This window comes from Euzebya tangerina (assembly GCF_003074135.1).
GTDB lineage: Bacteria > Actinomycetota > Nitriliruptoria > Euzebyales > Euzebyaceae > Euzebya > Euzebya tangerina.
The window spans coordinates 1,540,648-1,556,736 of the sequence record NZ_PPDK01000001.1; the positions used below are offsets into that span (position 1 = coordinate 1,540,648).

Sequence of the window (16,089 nt, forward strand, 5' to 3'; positions counted from 1 at the left end):
CCCGTGCCGCCTGACCAAGCCCCGCGCCGTCCCTACCCGCCCGTCCTGCATGACGGCGACCCGGAAGCCTCTGCGTGGCTCCGCCGTGCCGAGGGGCCGCCCGACATCACCTTCCCCGGCGGTTCGACCTGTGAGTTGCTGGCCACCGGCGACCAGACCGACGGACGCTTCGGCCTGTACCGCTGGACCTTCGGGGAGGGGGAGTCGGGGCCCGACCCGCACTTCCACCGGACGATGTCCGAGCAGTTCTACGTCCTCGACGGCGAGGTGCGCGTCCACGACGGCACGAGTTGGAAGACGGCACATCCCGGCGACTTCCTGTACGTCCCGCCGGGCGGCATCCACGGGTTCCGCGGCTCGGGCGGCGCCTCGATGCTGTTGATGTTCACGCCCGGCGCACCCCGCGAGGCCTACTTCCGAACCCTGGCCGAGGACCCGCCGACGGACGAGGAGACCCTCAACGCGTTCCTCGACGCCCACGACAACCACTACTTGTAAGCCGCGCTGCACGGCGTGAGTGAGTCAGACGCCTCGCGCGGTCCGTTCGATGTCCTCCACGGCCGCGAAGATCTCGTGGGCCTCGTAGATCTGGACGTTGCGAGCGGCTGTGGTCCGGTTGAGGACGCCGACGTCGGTGAGCGTCTCCAAGGCATTGCGCGCCGCCGGAGCGCTGACGCCGTGGCGGTCCGCTGAGAGCGATACCGTCGTGACCGGTCGCGATGGCAGATCGGGGACGATCCTGTGGATCACCGAGTCGGGTCGACTGCCGGCCACCTCAGGAATTGCCTGCCACTCATCAACTATGGAGTCCACGTGGTCCGCAAGCGTGTCGGCCATCGTCGCGGCGATCATGGCCGTCTTGGCAAAGTCCGCGACGTACGCATCCACCTCGCCGTTCTCATACCCGGACAGGGACTCCAGGTAGTTGTCGGGATCGCCGAGGATGGCGACCGATAGCGGGGCGGTGGTCGTCGGCGTGATGGCGCGTCGACGCAACACCAGATGCGTCAGGGCCCGTCCAACGCGTCCGTTGCCGTCCATGTACGGGTGGATGGTCTCGAACTGCGCGTGGGTGATCGCGGCCTGAGCGATGGCCGGGATGTCAGTGCCGGTGATGAACTCGCTGAGATCAGTCATCAGTCGGGGGAGGTGAGCTGGGTCCGGTGGGACGTGGCGGGCACCGCGCGGCGAGTAGTCCGACCCCCCGATCCAGTTCTGCACGGTCCGGATGTCTCCGGACCAGACCTCGTCCGGTAGAAGGGTTCGGTGGACAGCGTCGATCGTCGCCGGGGTGACCGGCTCATGAGCCCTAGCGAGGGCGAGTTCGAGGGCATGCAGGTTCGCCGCGACGTCCTTTGCAGATCGCTGCGTCGTCGGTAGGCCGGCCAAGGCCCGGCTGACGTAGCGTTGCTTGACCTCCAGCTGCTCGATCTTCGAGGAAGCCGCAGACTCGGTACGGAGGAGCGCGAGGATGGATCGGCCGGAGTTCCGTGCATCTGAACGGATGAGAGCAGCTGCCGCCTCGGTGATCAGATTGATGGTGTCGGCCGACAGTTGCGGCCTGCGCCCGGCGATCGCCGCGGGCAGCGACGGGGTGTAGTGAACGCGTCGATCGGCTGCGGGGAGGCGTCGGCCGGCCTGAGGGGTCCAGATCCGCGAGGTGTCCTCGGCCACTCTCGGCCACGACTCATCGCCGGGTGCGTGAGCAGCACCGGGCGTCGGACGGAGGCTCATGACACCCTCCTGGCGGATCGTTTCATCTACACATCCCAGATGAAAGGTTATCGGCTTATCCTTTCATCTACTAGCCGCTGCGGAAACGAAACGAAGGACCCTTGCCGCGAACTCCGTCGGAATTCGGAGCGGCAGCTGGCCGACCAGGCCGGGGACCCGCTCCAACTGGGCGTCCGGGAACAGGACCACGGCCTCCTCGTCTGAGGTGATGAGCAGGTCGTCCTCCGCCGTGTAGAGCAGCACCGGGCACCTGACGTTCGCCAGGTCTGGCCGTGGGTCGTAGCGGAACGCCGCGTTGTACGCCAGGTGGTAGTCCTGCAGGTTGGCGAGCAGCGTCGTCGCGCCCAAGTGCAGCAGGTCGGGCGGCCCCGACCAGATCCGCTCGTAGCGCTCCCAGGCCCAGGCCAGATGACTGCCGTCGGGCGCGATGGGGACCTCCGGCGCCCAGCTGCGCAGGTACTCCGCGCGCTGCTCCTCGGTGATCAGCGGCACACCGGAGAGCACGAGATGGGTCACTCGGTCCGGTGCCTGCACGGCCATCTGCACGGCCAGCGAGGCGCCGGTGTGGACGCCCACCACCGCGATCCGGTCGAGCCCCATCGTCCGGGTCACCTCGAGCAGGACGCTGGCGTACTCGCTTATCTCCGCCCGCGCCGGCGGGCCGTCGGACATCCCGTACCCGGGCGTGTCGATGGCCACCGCGCGAGCGCCGCGCGCCAGTGCCGGCAGCACCGCGGCGTACGTGGCTGAGGACAACGGGGACTCGTGGAGCAGCACGATGGCTGGCCCCGCCTGGCCGGCCCGTCGGATGTGCACCTGCCCCCACGAGGTCTCGACGTAGCCGCGGCTGACCCCCTCGACGCGAGCCCGGCTCACCGCATGATCACTCTGGCCCAGACCGGTCCGGGCTCCACCGCGGGCAGGGTCGCACCCGCAGGCACGGTGTGCCAGCGGTGGCCGGCCAGGTCGAAGAGGTCGACCCGGGCGATCCCCGCCGGCACATCCGTCTGCTCCGGGACCGACTGGACGATCCACGTCTCGCGGTCCGCCGCGCGGCGAAGCGCCCACCCGGTGACACCGAGCGGCGACGTCGCGGTCTCGGCCTCGGTCCAGGTCGCAAGCTCGAGACCGTCAGCCGCCGCCTCCGCAGCGGGAGACACCGACTCCGACCACTCGTTCGGCTGGCTGAACCAGGCCAGCGCGAGCGCACCCGTCGGGGCCGCAGAGTCGGTGCGGGTGAAGGAGGTCGGGAACCAGCCGTAGTCCCCGGCGCGGTAGGTGCGGCCACTCATGCGGAACCCGCCTGCGATGAAGGTGACCTCCTCGATGGCGTCGTAGTGCCCCGGTCCCGGCCGAGACCAGCCGGTCGGGAAGCGCACGAGCACGTCGAAGCCGCCATCGGGATGGGCGCCCAGGCGCGTCAGGTGGACCGGTGTGTTGCTGCCCGGGATGGTGAACTCCCGCCACGTCGCCGCGCCGATGTCGATCGTGGTGATCTCGGCCGAGCGGGACGTCGTCGTCGTGTCAGGCATGCGTCGAATCTAAAGATCAGATGTTTTGGATGCAAGACTCCCGCGGGCCTGTGGTAAACATCAGAGGTATCACCGCCCTGCCTCCGCTACGGACCCGCGCCGGGATCCTGGCCATGTGGTCCCTGCCGGCACTCGTCTTCGGCGTGTCCTTCGGCGCCGTTGGTGTCGCGGGTGGGGCCGATCCGCTCATGCTGACGGTCATGTCGGTCGTCGTGTTCGGGCCGAGCTCGCAGTTCGGGGCACTCACCATCCTCTTGGCCGGAGGGGCGGCGACGGCTGCCCTGGTGACCGGGCTGGTCCTGAACAGCCGATTGGTCGCGCTCGGCCTGGTGATCTCGCCGCGCCTCGACGTCGGCCCGATCAGGCGTGCGTTGGCCGCCCATCTGGTGGTCGATGCCTCCGTCCTGCTGGCCATCAGGATGGAGCGGCCAGCCGACCTGCGGCGCTTCTACCTCGAGTCGGGCGTGGCCGTCTGGCTCTCCTGGATCCTCGGGACCATGGCTGGATCTGTGGTCGGAGGGAGCCTGGACGATCTGGGCCGCTTCGGGATCGATGTGGCACTCCCCGCGCTGTTCCTGGGTCTGCTGGCCCCGACGATCACCGATCGTCGCAGCCGGGTGGCGGCCGCCGTCGGTGCCGTTGCTGCGGTCGCCACGACGCCGGTGCTGCCGCGCGGCATCCCCGTGCTGCTCGCCACGGTCGGAGCCGCAGTCGCGGTCGTGGCGGTGGACCGCGATGTGGCCGAGCCATCGCAGCCGGACCGGGAGCCCAACGCATGACCTGGACGGTTGTCGTCGTCCTGGCGCTCGGGACCTACGCGTTCCGGTGGATCGGCGTGACCGTCCTGGCCGGCCGCGACATCTCCAGCCAGGTCGAGGAGGTCCTCCGACTCCTGCCCCCTGCCATCATCGCGGGGCTCGTGACCACGCAGACGTTCGCCAGCGGCGGCGATCTGACCATCGACGCCCGGCTGCCCGGTGTCCTGGCTGCCGGGATCGCTGTGCTGCTGCGAGCCCCACTGATCGTCGTCCTCCTGGTGGCCCTGCTCACGACCGCCCTGTTCCGCTCGACCGGAGTTGCCACATGACCACACCCACGACGCCTGACCGGACCGTCATCGACACCGCCACGATGCCCTGGATCAACGGCTTGGATGTGCTGGCCAACATGGCTCCGGCCTTCCGTGACAACCTCGGTCCGCGGGAGCGGGTGGACGACCTGTTCGCCCGCTACCACCGTAAGACCCTGCGCCTGGACGATGACACGACGCGCCGACTGGACCTCATACGGGTTGAACCCGGCTACCGCGACCTCACCAACGCCTACCACGACTCGGTGGAGGAGTGCCTGGTCCTGGAGGGCACCGTCAGCATCGACGGTGAGGGCGAGTTCCGGGCCGGCGACTACTTCTGGCGGCCGCCCGGCTACGTCCACGCCGCCGAGACGGCCGACGGGTTCACCGCGCTGCTGGGCTTCCAAGGTGTCGACCCCGACGAGGACAGCGAGGGGGCGTCACGGGTGATCCGGCCCGACGAGGAGGCGGGGACGAACGCGCTGGACGGGACGACGGAGGGTGCGTTCGCCGCAGACACGGTGGGGCCGCGCGGCTGGGTCCGCTGCAGCTCAGGACTGCTCCCGGAGATCCCCGGACCGGTCGTCGCCCGCCACCGGGGGCCGTTCGAGGGGATGGATCTGGACCGGCTGTCCGTGCGGGTGCTCAGCCACAACCCGTGGACCGACGGCCAGACCCTGCTGGTCCGGCTGCTCCCCGGCTACACCGAGTCGGGCTCGGCCCACGGCACCGCGGCCTACGAGCACGTGGTGCTCGAGGGCAGCTACGAGATCGCCGGCGAGATGCACGGCACCGGCACCTATCTGCAGAGACCGGCGGGCGTCGTCGATCACCCGATGACCAGCGCGGACGGCGCGCTGCTGTACGTCAAGCTCGACGGCACCTGGGATCGTGTCGTCGCGGCGAACACGAGGTCATGAGCAGGCCCGGACGTGATTCAGGACTCACGTCGTCACGCGGATCTCCCGCTTGAGCACCTTCCCAGCAGCGGACTTCGGCAGGGCGTCGACGAAGTCGTAGCGCTTGGGGACCTTGTAGCCGGCCAGATGCCCACGGACGTGGGCGTCCAGCGCCTCCGCGGTGGCGACCTCTCCTGAGGCACCGGGGTCACGGCGCACGACCACGGCGGTCACGCTCTCGCCCCACGTCTCGTCCTCCACCCCGATGACCGCACACTCGGCGACGCCCGGATGGGTGATCACGACCTCCTCGACCTCGCGCGGGTACACGTTGGTGCCGCCGCTGATGATCATGTCCTTGACCCGGTCGATGATGTAGTAGAAGCCGTCCTCGTCCTTGACCGCGATGTCGCCGACGGTCACGAAGCCGTCGTCGTCGACCGCCGCCGCGGTCGCCTCGGGGTTGTCGAGGTAGCCGTTGAACACCATGGGTGAGCGGGTGAACAGCTCGCCGGGCTGGCCGGGCTCGGCCGGTTGCCCGGTGTCGGGGTCGATCAGCTTGATGGTGTTGAGGAACCAGGCGGGTCCCACGCAGCGCTCCTTGCGGCGCATGTCCACCGGACGGCAGTTGGTCACCACCCCGGTCTCGGTCGCTCCGTAGACCTCGTGGAAGCCGACGTCCGGCAGCGAGTCCATGGCCCAGAGCTTGAGCGGCTGGGGGAGGGGAGCGGCGTTGCAGTAGATGACCTCGAGCCCCTCGGTGTTGGCGTCGGCCAGCGTCGACTCACCCATCGCCCGCAGCATCTGCAGGTGGGCGGGGACCAGGAAGACCGAGTGCGGTCGGTAGGTGCCGAGCAGCGCCAGGAACTGCTCGGGATCCCAGGAGCGCAGCATCGCCACGCTCCCGCCGGTCGCCGGTCCCATGTAGGCGAAGGCGAACCCGGCACCGTGGTACATCGGCGCGACGGCGATGGTCCGGCGGCCGGGCCCCAGGCCCCACTCGAGCGCACCGCCCAGGAAGATCAGCGAACGGGATCGGTGGCTGAGCAGCACCCCCTTCGGCAGACCGGTGGTGCCGCCGGTGAAGGTGCAGGAGTACGGGTCGGTATCGCCCACGGGGGCGCGAGGGTCCTCGGGCCGGGCGTCGTCGAGCACACGCTCGTACGGCTCGCCGACCTGCGGGTCGGTGCCGCCGTCGGTGATCCCGAACACGGTGTCGAACAGCTGGCCGGCGTGATCGCCGTACAGGTGGGCCAGCGCGTCGTCGCCGATCACCGCGGCCACGTGCCCGGCGGTGAGGACGTGGGTGGCCTCGCGGCTGGTGTACCGCGGGTTCAGGGGGACCGAGACCATGCCGGCCTTGGCGATCCCGGCGGCAACCTCGGGGTACTCGAGCCGGTTGCCCAGCGCCACGCCGACGAAGTCGCCCCGACCGAGCCCCCGCGACAGCAGTGCCTGCGCCACCTGTGAGGCGCGCCGGTCAACGTCGCGGAAGGTCAGGGAGCGATCGCCGTCGACCACCGCCACGGCTCCGGGCGAGGCGAGCGCGAACTCACGGATGCCGCTGGCGATGTGGAGTCGGTCGCCGCCGGGGAGCAGGCTCACTCGTGTTCTCCCTTCGCGATCACGCGGCCCTCCCGAGGTGATCCAGGATGGACGCCTGGGCCTCACGGGTCACCTCAGTGCACACCAGGTGGGTCGGGGGGCTCAGCTTCAGCCCGTCGACCAGCCCCGCGTAGGCCGCGCGCTTCTCCTCCACCTCGTCCGGGGTGCCGGCGAACGTCAGGGCGGCGACCATCTCATCAGGCACAGCCGCGATCATGGCAGCGGTGTCGCCCGAGCGGAAGGCCTCGCGGATCGCGGCGGCCTCGTCGCCGAAGCCGTGGAAGGCGAAGAAGTCCGCGTAGGTCTTCACCGTGGCGTAGAAGGCAACCAGACCGGCCGCGCGCCGCCGGGCCGCCGGACCGTCCTCGTCGATCACACAGCAGCCCGAGGCGACCAGGTCGATGTCGGACCGGTCCCGGCCGCTGGCCTCCAGCCCCTCGCGAATCCGGGGCAGAACGACCTGGTCCAGGTACTCGGGCGATCCGAGCTCGTGCCCCAGCCACCCATCGGCCACCCGTCCGGCCAGATCGCACATCTTCGGCCCGACGGCTGCCAGGTAGACGGGGATGGCTCGGCGTGGCTGGGTGTGCCCTCGGTCCCAGCCGCGGATCGAGGTGGACACCAGCTCTCCGCCCGCCTCGATCTCTTCTTCGTCTGGTGCGCCGGCGATGACGGCGCGGATCACCTCGACGGTCTCCTCCAGCCGCTCGACCGGGTGGTCGAACTCGGCGCCGTGCCACGACTCGACCAGTCGACGCACACCGGAGCCGAGGCCGAGGACGAACCGGCCCTGGCTCTGCTCGTCGAGGTCCATGGCCTCCAGGGCCGTGGTCATGGGAGTCCGGCAGAAGGCCCAGGCGATGCCGGTCCCGACGACCGCGTGCTCGGAGTTGGCCGCCAGCACGGACGCGGTGATGGTGGCCGAGCGCTGCAGTTCGGCGCTCCAGAGCCCCGCGACGCCAGCCTCGTCCGCCGCTCGGGCTGCCTGACCGAGTTCGGCCATCGACTCACCCCAGGGCATCAGGGTGGTGCGCGGCAGATCACGCATCGGGCCACGGCTCCTCTGCACGGGGGAACAGGTCCTTGTCCTGGGGTGCTGAGCGCTTGTAGACCATCACGGTCCGGTTGTACGTCATCACCACATCGCCGTCCTGGTTCAGCCCGCGGGTCATCGCCGAGACGATGCCGGCGTAGGGGCGCGAGTTGGACTCCCGCAGGTCGGTGATCTTGCTCTCGGCGTACAGCGTGTCGCCGACGAACACCGGGTGGGTCAGCGCGATGTCGGTCATCGCGAGGTTGGCGATCGCGTTCTCGGAGAGGTCCTGCACCGTCATCCCGAGGACCAGCGCGATGGTGAAGCCGCTGTTGACCAACAGCTTGCCGAACGTGGACCGCTCGGCGTAGTGGCGGTTGAAGTGCATCTGGTTGGTGTTCATCGTCAGCAACGTGAACCAGGTGTTGTCGACCTCCGATATGGTCCGGCCACGCTGGTGCTGATGGACGTCCCCGACCGCGAAGTCCTCGAAGTACCGCCCCTGCCAGTCCGCCACGTCGGCCATAGCCGCACAATAAACATCTGATGATTGCCTCGCAAGCTGTTGTGTCCAAAGCATCAGATGTTTTACGGTGCCGCTGGACACCGTCTTGAACGGACCGTCACCCGGACCAGCCGAGCGGTGTGACACCCAGCCCACCGAGGAGCCTGCCTGATGCCCGACGCCCCCCTGAGCGACATCCGGGTGATCGCGGTCGAGCAGTACGGGGCTGGCCCGTTCGGTTCGCTGCACCTGGCTGATCTCGGGGCCGAGGTCATCAAGATCGAGGATGCGAGGACCGGTGGCGATGTCGGGCGGTACGTGCCGCCGTTCGCGGATGCCGAGGCCGAGGACAGCCTGTTCTTCCAGACCTTCAACCGTGGCAAGCGGTCCCTCTCCCTCGACCTGTCCACGGCGGCCGGGCAGGAGGTGCTTCGCGATCTGGTCGCGGGGGCGGACGCCGTCTACTCCAACCTCCGTGGTGACCTGCCCGAGCGGCTCGGCATCACCTACGACGCCCTGGCCGACGTCAACCCGATGATCGTGTGTGCCTCGGTGTCGGGGTACGGCATGACCGGCCCGCGGGCCAAGGACCCCGCCTACGACTACATCCTCCAGGGGCTGACCGGGTGGATGTCGCTGACGGGTGAGCCGGATGGACCACCCACGAAGACCGGTCTGTCGCTGGTCGACTACCTGGGTGGTGTCCTCGGAGCCTTCTCCCTGCTGGCCGGCGTCCACCAGGCGCGGCGCGACGGGATCGGCTGCGACTGTGACGTCTCCCTGTTCGACGTGGCTGTCTCGATGCTCACCTACCCGGCCACGTGGTGGTTGAACGAGTCTCACCAGGCAACCCGCCGGGCCGACTCCGCCCATCCGTCGCTGGTCCCCTTCCAGAACTTCCGGACCGCCGACGGCTGGATGGTGGTCGGCTGTGCGAAGGAGAAGTTCTTCGTGCGCCTGGCCGAGGCCATCGGCAGGCCCGAGCTGGCGACGGACCCCCGCTACGTCGACTTCACGGCCCGGGCCGAACATCGAGAGTCGCTGCTCGACATCCTGATCCAGACCTTCCAGACCAAGCCGACGGCGGAGTGGTTGGCGATCCTCGGTGATGCCGGAGTGCCGTCAGGCCCGGTCAACGACGTGGCCACCGCCTTGCAGGATCCGCAGATCGAGGCTCGCGGCTCGATCGTCACCGTCGACCATCCGCGGCGCGGCGAGCTACGACTGCCGGGGACCGCCGTCCGCGTCGGTGACCAGGGACCGGGACGGGCGGCGGCGCCCGAGCGGGACGCCGACGCCGCGGTGCTGATGGCAGAGCTGGGCTACGACGAGGCGCGGGTGCGAACACTCCGCGATGCAGGCGCCTTCGGGTCGGTGGCCGACGGATGAGTGCGAGGGCCCGGTGACCCTCGCCGCAGACCTGGCGGAGTGGGCTGAGAACGCAACGATCCCGGACCACGTCGAGGACGTTGTCGCTCGGCACCTCGCCGATGCCCTGACCTGCGCCTGGGCCGGTCGCGGGACGCCGGTCGTGCAGTCGGCGCTGGCAGCGGTCGCGGGTGACGCAGGTCCCTGCAGGCTGCCCGGTCTCGGCGTGTCGCTGGCTGCCCCCTCTGCCGCGCTCGTACTCGGTACCGCCATCCACGCCTTGGACTTCGACGACACCCACGCTGCAGGCCTGGTCCACGCCTCAGCGCCAACCGTCGCCGCGGGGCTGGCCGTCGGGCAGGTACAGGGCTCCCGGCCGGTTGAGATCCTCGCCGCCATCGCGGTCGGGATGGAGATCATCTGCCGACTCGGCACGGCGGTCCGCCACGGCTTCCACGCCCGCGGGTTCCACGCCACATCGGTGTGCGGCACCCCCGCGGCCGCCGCGGTGGCAGCCCGCCTATCCGGCGCTGACAAGCAGGGGATCGCGGCTGCCATGACCCTGGCCACGTCGATGTCCTCGGGACTGCTCGAATTCCTGGCCGATGGCTCATCGACCAAGCAGGTCCACCCGGGGTGGGCGGCACACGCCGGGGTCATGGCAGCTCGGCTTGCAGGACAGGGCATCGCCGGCCCCGCCGCCGCGCTGGAGGGGACGAACGGCCTCTTCGCCACCTTCACCGGGACGGCGGTTCCGCCCGAAGCTGTCACCGACGCTCTGGATGAGCGGTGGGAGGCGACCCGCATCACGATCAAGCCCTACCCGGCCTGCCAACTGGTCCACGCCGCGCTGGACGCGGCCGTCGAGATCGGCCCGCAGGTGGACGAGCACGGCCTGGCCGACATCACGTCCATCACGGTCGACCTGCCCAGAGCGGCCGCTGACGTTGTCGCCGAACCCGACGCGACCAAGCGCCGGCCACGAACGCCGTACGAGGCCAAGTTCTCCCTGGTCTGGTCGCTCGCGGCGATGCTGCACGACGGCGCGGTGACGGCCACGACGTTCGCCGCGGGGCGGCTGGCAGACCCGGCGCTGCTCGCACTGGTGGACCGGACCGACGTCCGGCTGGTCGAGTCGGACGGCCCGGCCGCCGCAGCACCCGGACGGGTCGCCATCACCTGGGTCGACGGTCACACCGCCGAGGGCCGCGTGGCGCACAGCAGCGGCGGCCCCGACGACCCCGATCTGGACCAGGTGGTCCAGCGCAAGATGGTGGCGGCCCTCGGCTCGGAGCGGGCGACGGCGCTGGCGACAGCCGTTGACGGTTTGCGCCGGAGCGGCAGCCCCGCAGCCCTCGAGGTGATGCTCGCCGCCCTCGAGGACACCACACCCCCGCAGCTGACAGGATCCACGACGTGACCTTCACCCCCATCACCCCGACGGACTTCCCCTGGTTCGACTACCAGCGCTACAGCTTCTCCCTCGGCCTGCGCACCGGTGGTGCCGAGGGGAAGGTGGTGCTGTCCGGCCACTCGGCGTCGGAGTACAGCCCCGACCGCGGGCGGATCGTGGTCGACGGTGACATGCGAGCGCAGGCGAACACGGCGTACGACAAGGTCGAGCGGATCCTGGAGGCCGCGGGGCTGACGCTGGAGGACTGTGTCAAGGTCACCGAGAACATCACCCGTGCCGGGATCGACGACGTCGCCATCGCCGCGGAGGTCCGGCGCGAGCGAGTGGGCTCGGCCGCGCCGGCCGTCAACACCATCTGCGTCGACGCGCTGCTCCGGCCCGACGCGCTCATCGAGGTCGCCATCACGGCGGCCCCCGGCGGCGGCCGGGCCGTGGTCGCCGACTCCACCCGCCCGGGGCTGCTGGCCGACGCGCCGGCTCGCGCGGCCGAGGGCATCACCTATCTGCCATCGGTCCTGCCGGTGGACGACGACGGCAAGATCCTCGGTGAGGACCTCCTCACCCAGACCGAGGCCGTCTACGACCGGGCGGCCCGCATGCTGGAGGACGCCGGTCTGGCTTGGTCGAACGTCGGCTTCGTGGTCGACTTCACGACGCCGGACACCCTCCGGGACTACAAGAAGACCGGTCGGATCCGCCGCGACCACCTGGCCGCCCCCTACCCCGGATCGGCCGGGATCCTGATGTCGCGCCTGGCACACCCGGGCGCGCTGATCCAGCTGGACCTGATGGCATCGACGGCGCCGCTGGAGGCCATCAACCCCGGCTGGGAGCGCTACGAGAAGCTGACCTACTCGCCGGCGGTCAGGGCCGGCAACGTGCTGTTCATGTCCGGCCAGGCGGCGCTGGATCCCGAGACCGAACAGGCCGTCCACGCCGGCGACATCGCCGCCCAGGCCGAGTACACCTATGGCAACATCATCACCGTCCTCGAGGCTGCCGGGGCCGGGCCCGAGCACCTGGTAGAGACCGTCGAGTTCGTCACGCCCGCCGGGCTACCGCGCTACCGCGAGACCGCGGCCGTCCGCTCGCGGCTGCTGGCCGAGCCATATCCATCCTCGACAGGAATCATCTGCCAGGGTCTGCTACGACCCGAGTTCGAGCTCGAGGTCCTGCCACTCGCGATCCTCGACGACGCTGCCGCCGCGGGTGGGGATCCGCATGCGGAGGGTACGTCGTGAGCCTGCTCACCGATGAGCTCCGCGCCCGGATCGGCGAGCAGGCCACCTACACCGCGCCGGAGCCGCTGGGCCGTGCCGCCATCCGGTACTTCGCCGTGGCGATCGGCGACACCAATCCGGTGTACACCGACGCAGGCGCTGCGGCCGACGCCGGGTTCGCCGATGTCGTGGCCCCGCCGACCTTCGTCGTGGAGACCAACGCGTACGCCGACCGGCAGCCTGACGCGATGGGCTCGATCGGGCACCGCTGGGACATCGAGATCCCGGGGACCCGGGAGATCCGGGGCGGCCACACCTACGAGTTCGGTCGCCCTGCCCAGCCCGAGGACGTCCTGCACGTGACCTGGCGGCTGGACGACGCCGTGGAGAAGACCGGTCGGGACGGCCGCGCGATGCTGATCGTCACCTCCTCCCAGACCGTCGCCACGACCACGGGCGACCACCTGGCCACCAACGTGGAGACCACCATCTACCAGGCCCTGGACGCACCTCGATGAGCGCCCCGAGCGTCGGGACCGAGCTGCCGCCCTTCACCCGTCACCTGGACAGCGTCACGCTGGTCGCCTATGCCGGCGCCACCTGGGACTGGTACGCCACCCACCACGACGCCGACGCCGCCGCAGAGGCCGGCCTGCCCAGCCCGATCGTCGACGGGCAGCAGTTGGGCGCAATGCTCGCAGCGCAGGCGCTGGCCGGCCTCCCGCCCGGCAGCTGGCCGACCCGGATGGCGTTCCGCTTCAGCGCCATGGTGTTCGCCGGTGAGACCGCCACGGTCACGGGGACCGTCACCGCCGCCGGGGACGGTCTGGTCACCATCACCCAGCAGATCACCACCGACGCGGGGACCGTCGCCATCCGCGGAGCAGAGACGGTCGTCCGACTGCCTGCCGGCGAGGGAGCCGCATGACCCTACGCGACGTCGCCATCGTCGGGGTCGCCGAGTCCGAGCTCGGCATCACCGGTGCCTCGATCGCCGAACTGCAGACCCAGGCGGTGACCCGGGCGCTGGCCGAAGCGGGCCTGACCCCGGCCGACGTCGACGGCTTCGCGACCAACGGTGCCGCCCGGTTCTCCGTCACCGCGATGGCCGAGTACCTGGGCATCCAGCCGCGCTGGACCGATTCGACGTTCGCTGGCGGGGCCAGCTACGAGATCTTCGTCGGCCACGCCGCCACCGCCATCGCAACCGGCCAGGCCGAGGTCGTCGTGATCGCCTACGGGTCCAACCAGCGCTCGGCGTCGTCCCGGTCCCTGGGTGGTGTCGTCGAAGCCCACGTCCCGGACGCCCAGTTCGATGCGCCGTACGGTCCGCTGCAGCCGATCTCCGCCTACGCCCTCGCGGCTGATCGGCACATGTACACCCACGGCACCACTCGGGCCCAGCTGGCCGAGGTGGCCGTCGCGGCCCGCGAGTGGGCGCTGCTGAATCCGATCGCCTACCGGCACGACGAGGGTCCGCTGACCGTGGCTGATGTGCTGGAGAGCCGGCCGCTCTCCACGCCGCTGTCCGCGCTGGACTGCTGCTTGGTCACCGACGGCGGCGGTGCGGTGGTGCTCACCTCCCTTGACCGCGCCCGTGATCTGCCCACCACGCCGGTCCAGGTCCTGGGGTTCGCCGAGACCACCACCCACAACGCCATCTCGCAGGCCCCTGATCTGCTGCAGACCGGAGCCGCGGTGACCGGGCCGGCTGCGCTCGCAGCCGCCGGGGTCGACCTGGCCGACATCGACGTCGCGCAGCTGTACGACAGCTTCACGATCACCGTGCTGCTCACCTTGGAGTCCCTCGGCTTCTGCGGGCCGGGTGAGGCCGGTGCCTTCGTCGAGGACGGCCGCATCGCACCGGGCGGCGGCTTCCCGCTCAACACCTCCGGCGGTGGCCTCAGCTACTGCCACCCTGGCATGTTCGGGATCTTCCTGCTGATCGAGGCCGTCCGGCAGCTGCGGGGCGAGGCCGGCGCCCGCCAGGTCGGGGGTGCCGAGCTGGCGCTGTGCCACGGCACCGGTGGGATCCTCTCGACCCACGCCACCACGATCCTCGGGATCGACCGATGAGTGCGCACCGATGAGCGCCGGGCACCCCAACCCACTTGAGCCGCCGCTGGAGGACCGGATCACGACGGGGTGGTGGGACGCCACCCGGGATCGTCGCCTGGTCCTGCAGACCTGCGCGGCGTGCGGCACGGCCCAGCACTACCCCCGGGCGCTGTGCACGACCTGCGGGGCGACGGACCAACTCACCCTCGAGCCGGCGAGCGGCGAGGGTGTGGTCCACGCCTCGACCGTGGTCCACCGCGCCCCCCACCCGGACCTCGAGACCCCCTACGTGATCGCCCTGGTCGACCTGGCCGAGGGCCCACGCCTGATGACCCGGCTCGACGTCGACCCTGAAACCGGACCGTTCACCGGCCGGTCCGTCACCGTCGGCTGGTGGCCGCTGCCCGACGGCCGAGCCCTGCCGGTCTTCACCCCCACCCCGTCCCAACCCTGAGGAACCGCAGATGGACTTCACACTCTCCGACGAACAGGCCCAGTTCCGCGACGTCATGCGACGGTGGGTCGCCGAGCAGGTCCGCCCCGTCGCCTCCCGCTACGAGCGCGAGGGGATCTACCCCGACGAGCTCGTGGCCGCCATGGGTGAGATGGGTCTGTTCGGGATGCTCGTGCCCGAGCGGTTCGGCGGTCTGGAACTCGACGCGGTGTCCTACGGCATCGTCTTCGAGGAGATCTCCAAGGCCTGGATGGGATTGGCTGGGATCCTCGGCTCCCACTCACTGGCGACGAACCTGATCCTGAAGTACGGCACCGACGAGCAGCGGGAGCGCTACCTGCCGGACCTGGCCACCGGCGCGCGGCGCTCGGGGATCGGGCTGACCGAACCGGGAGCCGGATCCGACCTGCAGGGCATCTCCACCACCGCGACCCTCGACGGCGACCACTACGTGGTCAACGGGACCAAGACCTGGATCACCAACGCCCGGCACGCCGACCCGCTCCCGGTGCTGGTCAAGACCGACCCGTCCGCCGACCCCTCCCACCGCGGCATGAGCGTCCTGCTCATCGACGGCGACACGCCGGGGTTCACGGTGTCGAAGGACATCGGCAAGCTGGGCTACAAGGGCCCGGAGTCCTGCGAGGTGGTGCTCGAGGACGCCCGCGTGCCCGTCGGGAACCTGCTGGGCGGCACCGAGGGGACCGGACTCAAGCAGGCCCTGTCCGCGCTCGAGATCGGGCGGGTCAACATCGCCGCCCGAGCGATCGGGATCGCCACCGCGTCGCTGGAGCAGTCCCTGGACTACGCCAAGCAGCGCGAGGCCTTCGGGCAGCCGATCAGTGAGTTCCAGGCCATCAAGCTCAAGCTCGCGGACATGGCCACCAAGATCGAGGCCGGCCGGCTGCTCATGTGGTGGGCCGCCGACCGCTTCGACAGCGGCGAGCGAACCGACCGCGAGTCGGGCATGGCCAAGCTGTTCTGCTCCGAGGTCGCCATCGAGTGCTCGCTCGAGGCCATGCGGATCCACGGCGGCTACGGCTACTCCACCGAATTCGAGATCGAGCGGCTCTACCGCGACGCCCCGCTGATGGCCATCGGCGAGGGAACCAACGACATCCTGCGCCTGGTCATCGCCCGCTCGTTGCTGCGCGACGGCCTCTGACCCCACCACATCCGACCGACCCAACAGCGA

The 16,089-nt window shown here is 70.2% G+C and carries 18 protein-coding genes; 12 read left to right on the top strand and 6 right to left on the bottom strand.

What is annotated here, in order from left to right; genetic code table 11:
* Nucleotides 1–3 precede the first annotated feature (3 nt).
* The gene (locus C1746_RS07115) at nt 4–498 is read left to right on the top strand and encodes a cupin domain-containing protein (protein WP_205711753.1); all 495 of its coding nucleotides are present in this window, start codon (nt 4–6) and stop codon (nt 496–498) included.
* 24 nt (nt 499–522) lie between these two features.
* On the opposite strand, the gene C1746_RS07120 is transcribed toward C1746_RS07115, so the two are convergent.
* The 3 genes from C1746_RS07120 to C1746_RS21960 form a co-directional block, all read right to left on the bottom strand.
* Nucleotides 523–1,734: a Fic family protein gene (locus tag C1746_RS07120; RefSeq protein ID WP_116713944.1), complete on the bottom strand. Its 1,212-nt coding sequence runs from the start codon at nt 1,732–1,734 to the stop codon at nt 523–525.
* A gap of 63 nt (nt 1,735–1,797) precedes the next feature.
* The gene (locus tag C1746_RS07125) at nt 1,798–2,610 is read right to left on the bottom strand and encodes an alpha/beta fold hydrolase (protein ID WP_162867481.1); all 813 of its coding nucleotides are present in this window, start codon (nt 2,608–2,610) and stop codon (nt 1,798–1,800) included.
* On the bottom strand, nt 2,607–3,266 hold the full coding sequence (locus C1746_RS21960) for a forkhead box protein (protein WP_162867482.1): 660 nt from the start codon (nt 3,264–3,266) through the stop codon (nt 2,607–2,609). The genes C1746_RS07125 and C1746_RS21960 overlap by 4 nt, the downstream gene beginning before the upstream one ends.
* 113 nt (nt 3,267–3,379) lie before the next feature.
* Between C1746_RS21960 and C1746_RS07130 the strand changes: the two genes are divergently transcribed.
* From C1746_RS07130 to C1746_RS07140, 3 genes are read left to right on the top strand one after another with little or no spacing between them, the layout of a single operon-like run.
* Complete coding sequence (locus tag C1746_RS07130) at nt 3,380–4,045, top strand: AzlC family ABC transporter permease (protein ID WP_162867483.1); 666 nt, start codon at nt 3,380–3,382, stop codon at nt 4,043–4,045.
* Complete coding sequence (locus C1746_RS07135) at nt 4,042–4,353, top strand: AzlD domain-containing protein (protein WP_116713947.1); 312 nt, start codon at nt 4,042–4,044, stop codon at nt 4,351–4,353. The genes C1746_RS07130 and C1746_RS07135 overlap by 4 nt, the downstream gene beginning before the upstream one ends.
* Complete coding sequence (locus tag C1746_RS07140; protein WP_116713948.1) at nt 4,350–5,258, top strand: cupin domain-containing protein; 909 nt, start codon at nt 4,350–4,352, stop codon at nt 5,256–5,258. Before C1746_RS07135 ends, C1746_RS07140 begins: the two co-directional genes overlap by 4 nt.
* A gap of 24 nt (nt 5,259–5,282) precedes the next feature.
* On the opposite strand, the gene C1746_RS07145 is transcribed toward C1746_RS07140, so the two are convergent.
* The 3 genes from C1746_RS07145 to C1746_RS07155 are packed head-to-tail and all read right to left on the bottom strand — an operon-like array spanning nt 5,283 to nt 8,401.
* Nucleotides 5,283–6,842, bottom strand: coding sequence for a class I adenylate-forming enzyme family protein (locus tag C1746_RS07145; RefSeq protein WP_116713949.1), 1,560 nt, complete (start codon nt 6,840–6,842; stop codon nt 5,283–5,285).
* 19 nt (nt 6,843–6,861) lie between these two features.
* Nucleotides 6,862–7,890, bottom strand: a complete 1,029-nt coding sequence (locus C1746_RS07150; RefSeq protein WP_205711754.1) for an LLM class flavin-dependent oxidoreductase — start codon at nt 7,888–7,890, stop codon at nt 6,862–6,864.
* On the bottom strand, nt 7,883–8,401 hold the full coding sequence (locus C1746_RS07155) for a MaoC family dehydratase (protein ID WP_116713950.1): 519 nt from the start codon (nt 8,399–8,401) through the stop codon (nt 7,883–7,885). The genes C1746_RS07150 and C1746_RS07155 overlap by 8 nt, the downstream gene beginning before the upstream one ends.
* A 150-nt stretch (nt 8,402–8,551) precedes the next feature.
* On the opposite strand from C1746_RS07155, the gene C1746_RS07160 reads away from it, so the two are divergent.
* From C1746_RS07160 to C1746_RS07195, 8 genes are read left to right on the top strand one after another with little or no spacing between them, the layout of a single operon-like run.
* A complete protein-coding gene (locus tag C1746_RS07160; protein ID WP_116713951.1) occupies nt 8,552–9,769 on the top strand; it encodes a CaiB/BaiF CoA transferase family protein in 1,218 nt (405 codons plus the stop codon).
* A 13-nt stretch (nt 9,770–9,782) separates the two neighbouring features.
* On the top strand, nt 9,783–11,168 hold the full coding sequence (locus tag C1746_RS07165; RefSeq protein WP_162867484.1) for an MmgE/PrpD family protein: 1,386 nt from the start codon (nt 9,783–9,785) through the stop codon (nt 11,166–11,168).
* Nucleotides 11,165–12,403: a RidA family protein gene (locus tag C1746_RS07170; protein WP_116713953.1), complete on the top strand. Its 1,239-nt coding sequence runs from the start codon at nt 11,165–11,167 to the stop codon at nt 12,401–12,403. The genes C1746_RS07165 and C1746_RS07170 overlap by 4 nt, the downstream gene beginning before the upstream one ends.
* Nucleotides 12,400–12,900: an FAS1-like dehydratase domain-containing protein gene (locus C1746_RS07175; protein ID WP_116713954.1), complete on the top strand. Its 501-nt coding sequence runs from the start codon at nt 12,400–12,402 to the stop codon at nt 12,898–12,900. The genes C1746_RS07170 and C1746_RS07175 overlap by 4 nt, the downstream gene beginning before the upstream one ends.
* Nucleotides 12,897–13,310: a MaoC/PaaZ C-terminal domain-containing protein gene (locus C1746_RS07180; RefSeq protein WP_116713955.1), complete on the top strand. Its 414-nt coding sequence runs from the start codon at nt 12,897–12,899 to the stop codon at nt 13,308–13,310. The genes C1746_RS07175 and C1746_RS07180 overlap by 4 nt, the downstream gene beginning before the upstream one ends.
* On the top strand, nt 13,307–14,458 hold the full coding sequence (locus C1746_RS07185) for an acetyl-CoA acetyltransferase (RefSeq protein ID WP_116713956.1): 1,152 nt from the start codon (nt 13,307–13,309) through the stop codon (nt 14,456–14,458). Before C1746_RS07180 ends, C1746_RS07185 begins: the two co-directional genes overlap by 4 nt.
* A 10-nt stretch (nt 14,459–14,468) precedes the next feature.
* Nucleotides 14,469–14,894 (top strand): Zn-ribbon domain-containing OB-fold protein, encoded by a 426-nt coding sequence (locus tag C1746_RS07190; protein ID WP_205711755.1) that lies wholly within the window; start codon nt 14,469–14,471, stop codon nt 14,892–14,894.
* Nucleotides 14,895–14,904: 10 nt separating this feature from the next.
* Entirely contained in the window at nt 14,905–16,059 is a 1,155-nt protein-coding gene (locus C1746_RS07195) for an acyl-CoA dehydrogenase family protein (RefSeq protein ID WP_116713957.1), read from the top strand.
* The last annotated feature ends 30 nt before the right edge of the window (nt 16,060–16,089 follow it).

Bases quoted from the DNA above. Each gene is read 5' to 3' on its own strand.
- C1746_RS07120 (WP_116713944.1), bottom strand. From the start codon at position 1,734: ATGAGCCTCCGTCCGACGCCCGGTGCTGCTCACGCACCCGGCGATGAG.
- C1746_RS21960 (WP_162867482.1), bottom strand. From the start codon at position 3,266: ATGCCTGACACGACGACGACGTCCCGCTCGGCCGAGATCACCACGATC.
- C1746_RS07130 (WP_162867483.1), top strand. From the start codon at position 3,380: ATGTGGTCCCTGCCGGCACTCGTCTTCGGCGTGTCCTTCGGCGCCGTT.
- C1746_RS07135 (WP_116713947.1), top strand. From the start codon at position 4,042: ATGACCTGGACGGTTGTCGTCGTCCTGGCGCTCGGGACCTACGCGTTC.
- C1746_RS07140 (WP_116713948.1), top strand. From the start codon at position 4,350: ATGACCACACCCACGACGCCTGACCGGACCGTCATCGACACCGCCACG.
- C1746_RS07150 (WP_205711754.1), bottom strand. From the start codon at position 7,890: ATGCGTGATCTGCCGCGCACCACCCTGATGCCCTGGGGTGAGTCGATG.
- C1746_RS07155 (WP_116713950.1), bottom strand. From the start codon at position 8,401: ATGGCCGACGTGGCGGACTGGCAGGGGCGGTACTTCGAGGACTTCGCG.
- C1746_RS07160 (WP_116713951.1), top strand. From the start codon at position 8,552: ATGCCCGACGCCCCCCTGAGCGACATCCGGGTGATCGCGGTCGAGCAG.
- C1746_RS07180 (WP_116713955.1), top strand. From the start codon at position 12,897: ATGAGCGCCCCGAGCGTCGGGACCGAGCTGCCGCCCTTCACCCGTCAC.
- C1746_RS07185 (WP_116713956.1), top strand. From the start codon at position 13,307: ATGACCCTACGCGACGTCGCCATCGTCGGGGTCGCCGAGTCCGAGCTC.
- C1746_RS07190 (WP_205711755.1), top strand. From the start codon at position 14,469: ATGAGCGCCGGGCACCCCAACCCACTTGAGCCGCCGCTGGAGGACCGG.
- C1746_RS07195 (WP_116713957.1), top strand. From the start codon at position 14,905: ATGGACTTCACACTCTCCGACGAACAGGCCCAGTTCCGCGACGTCATG.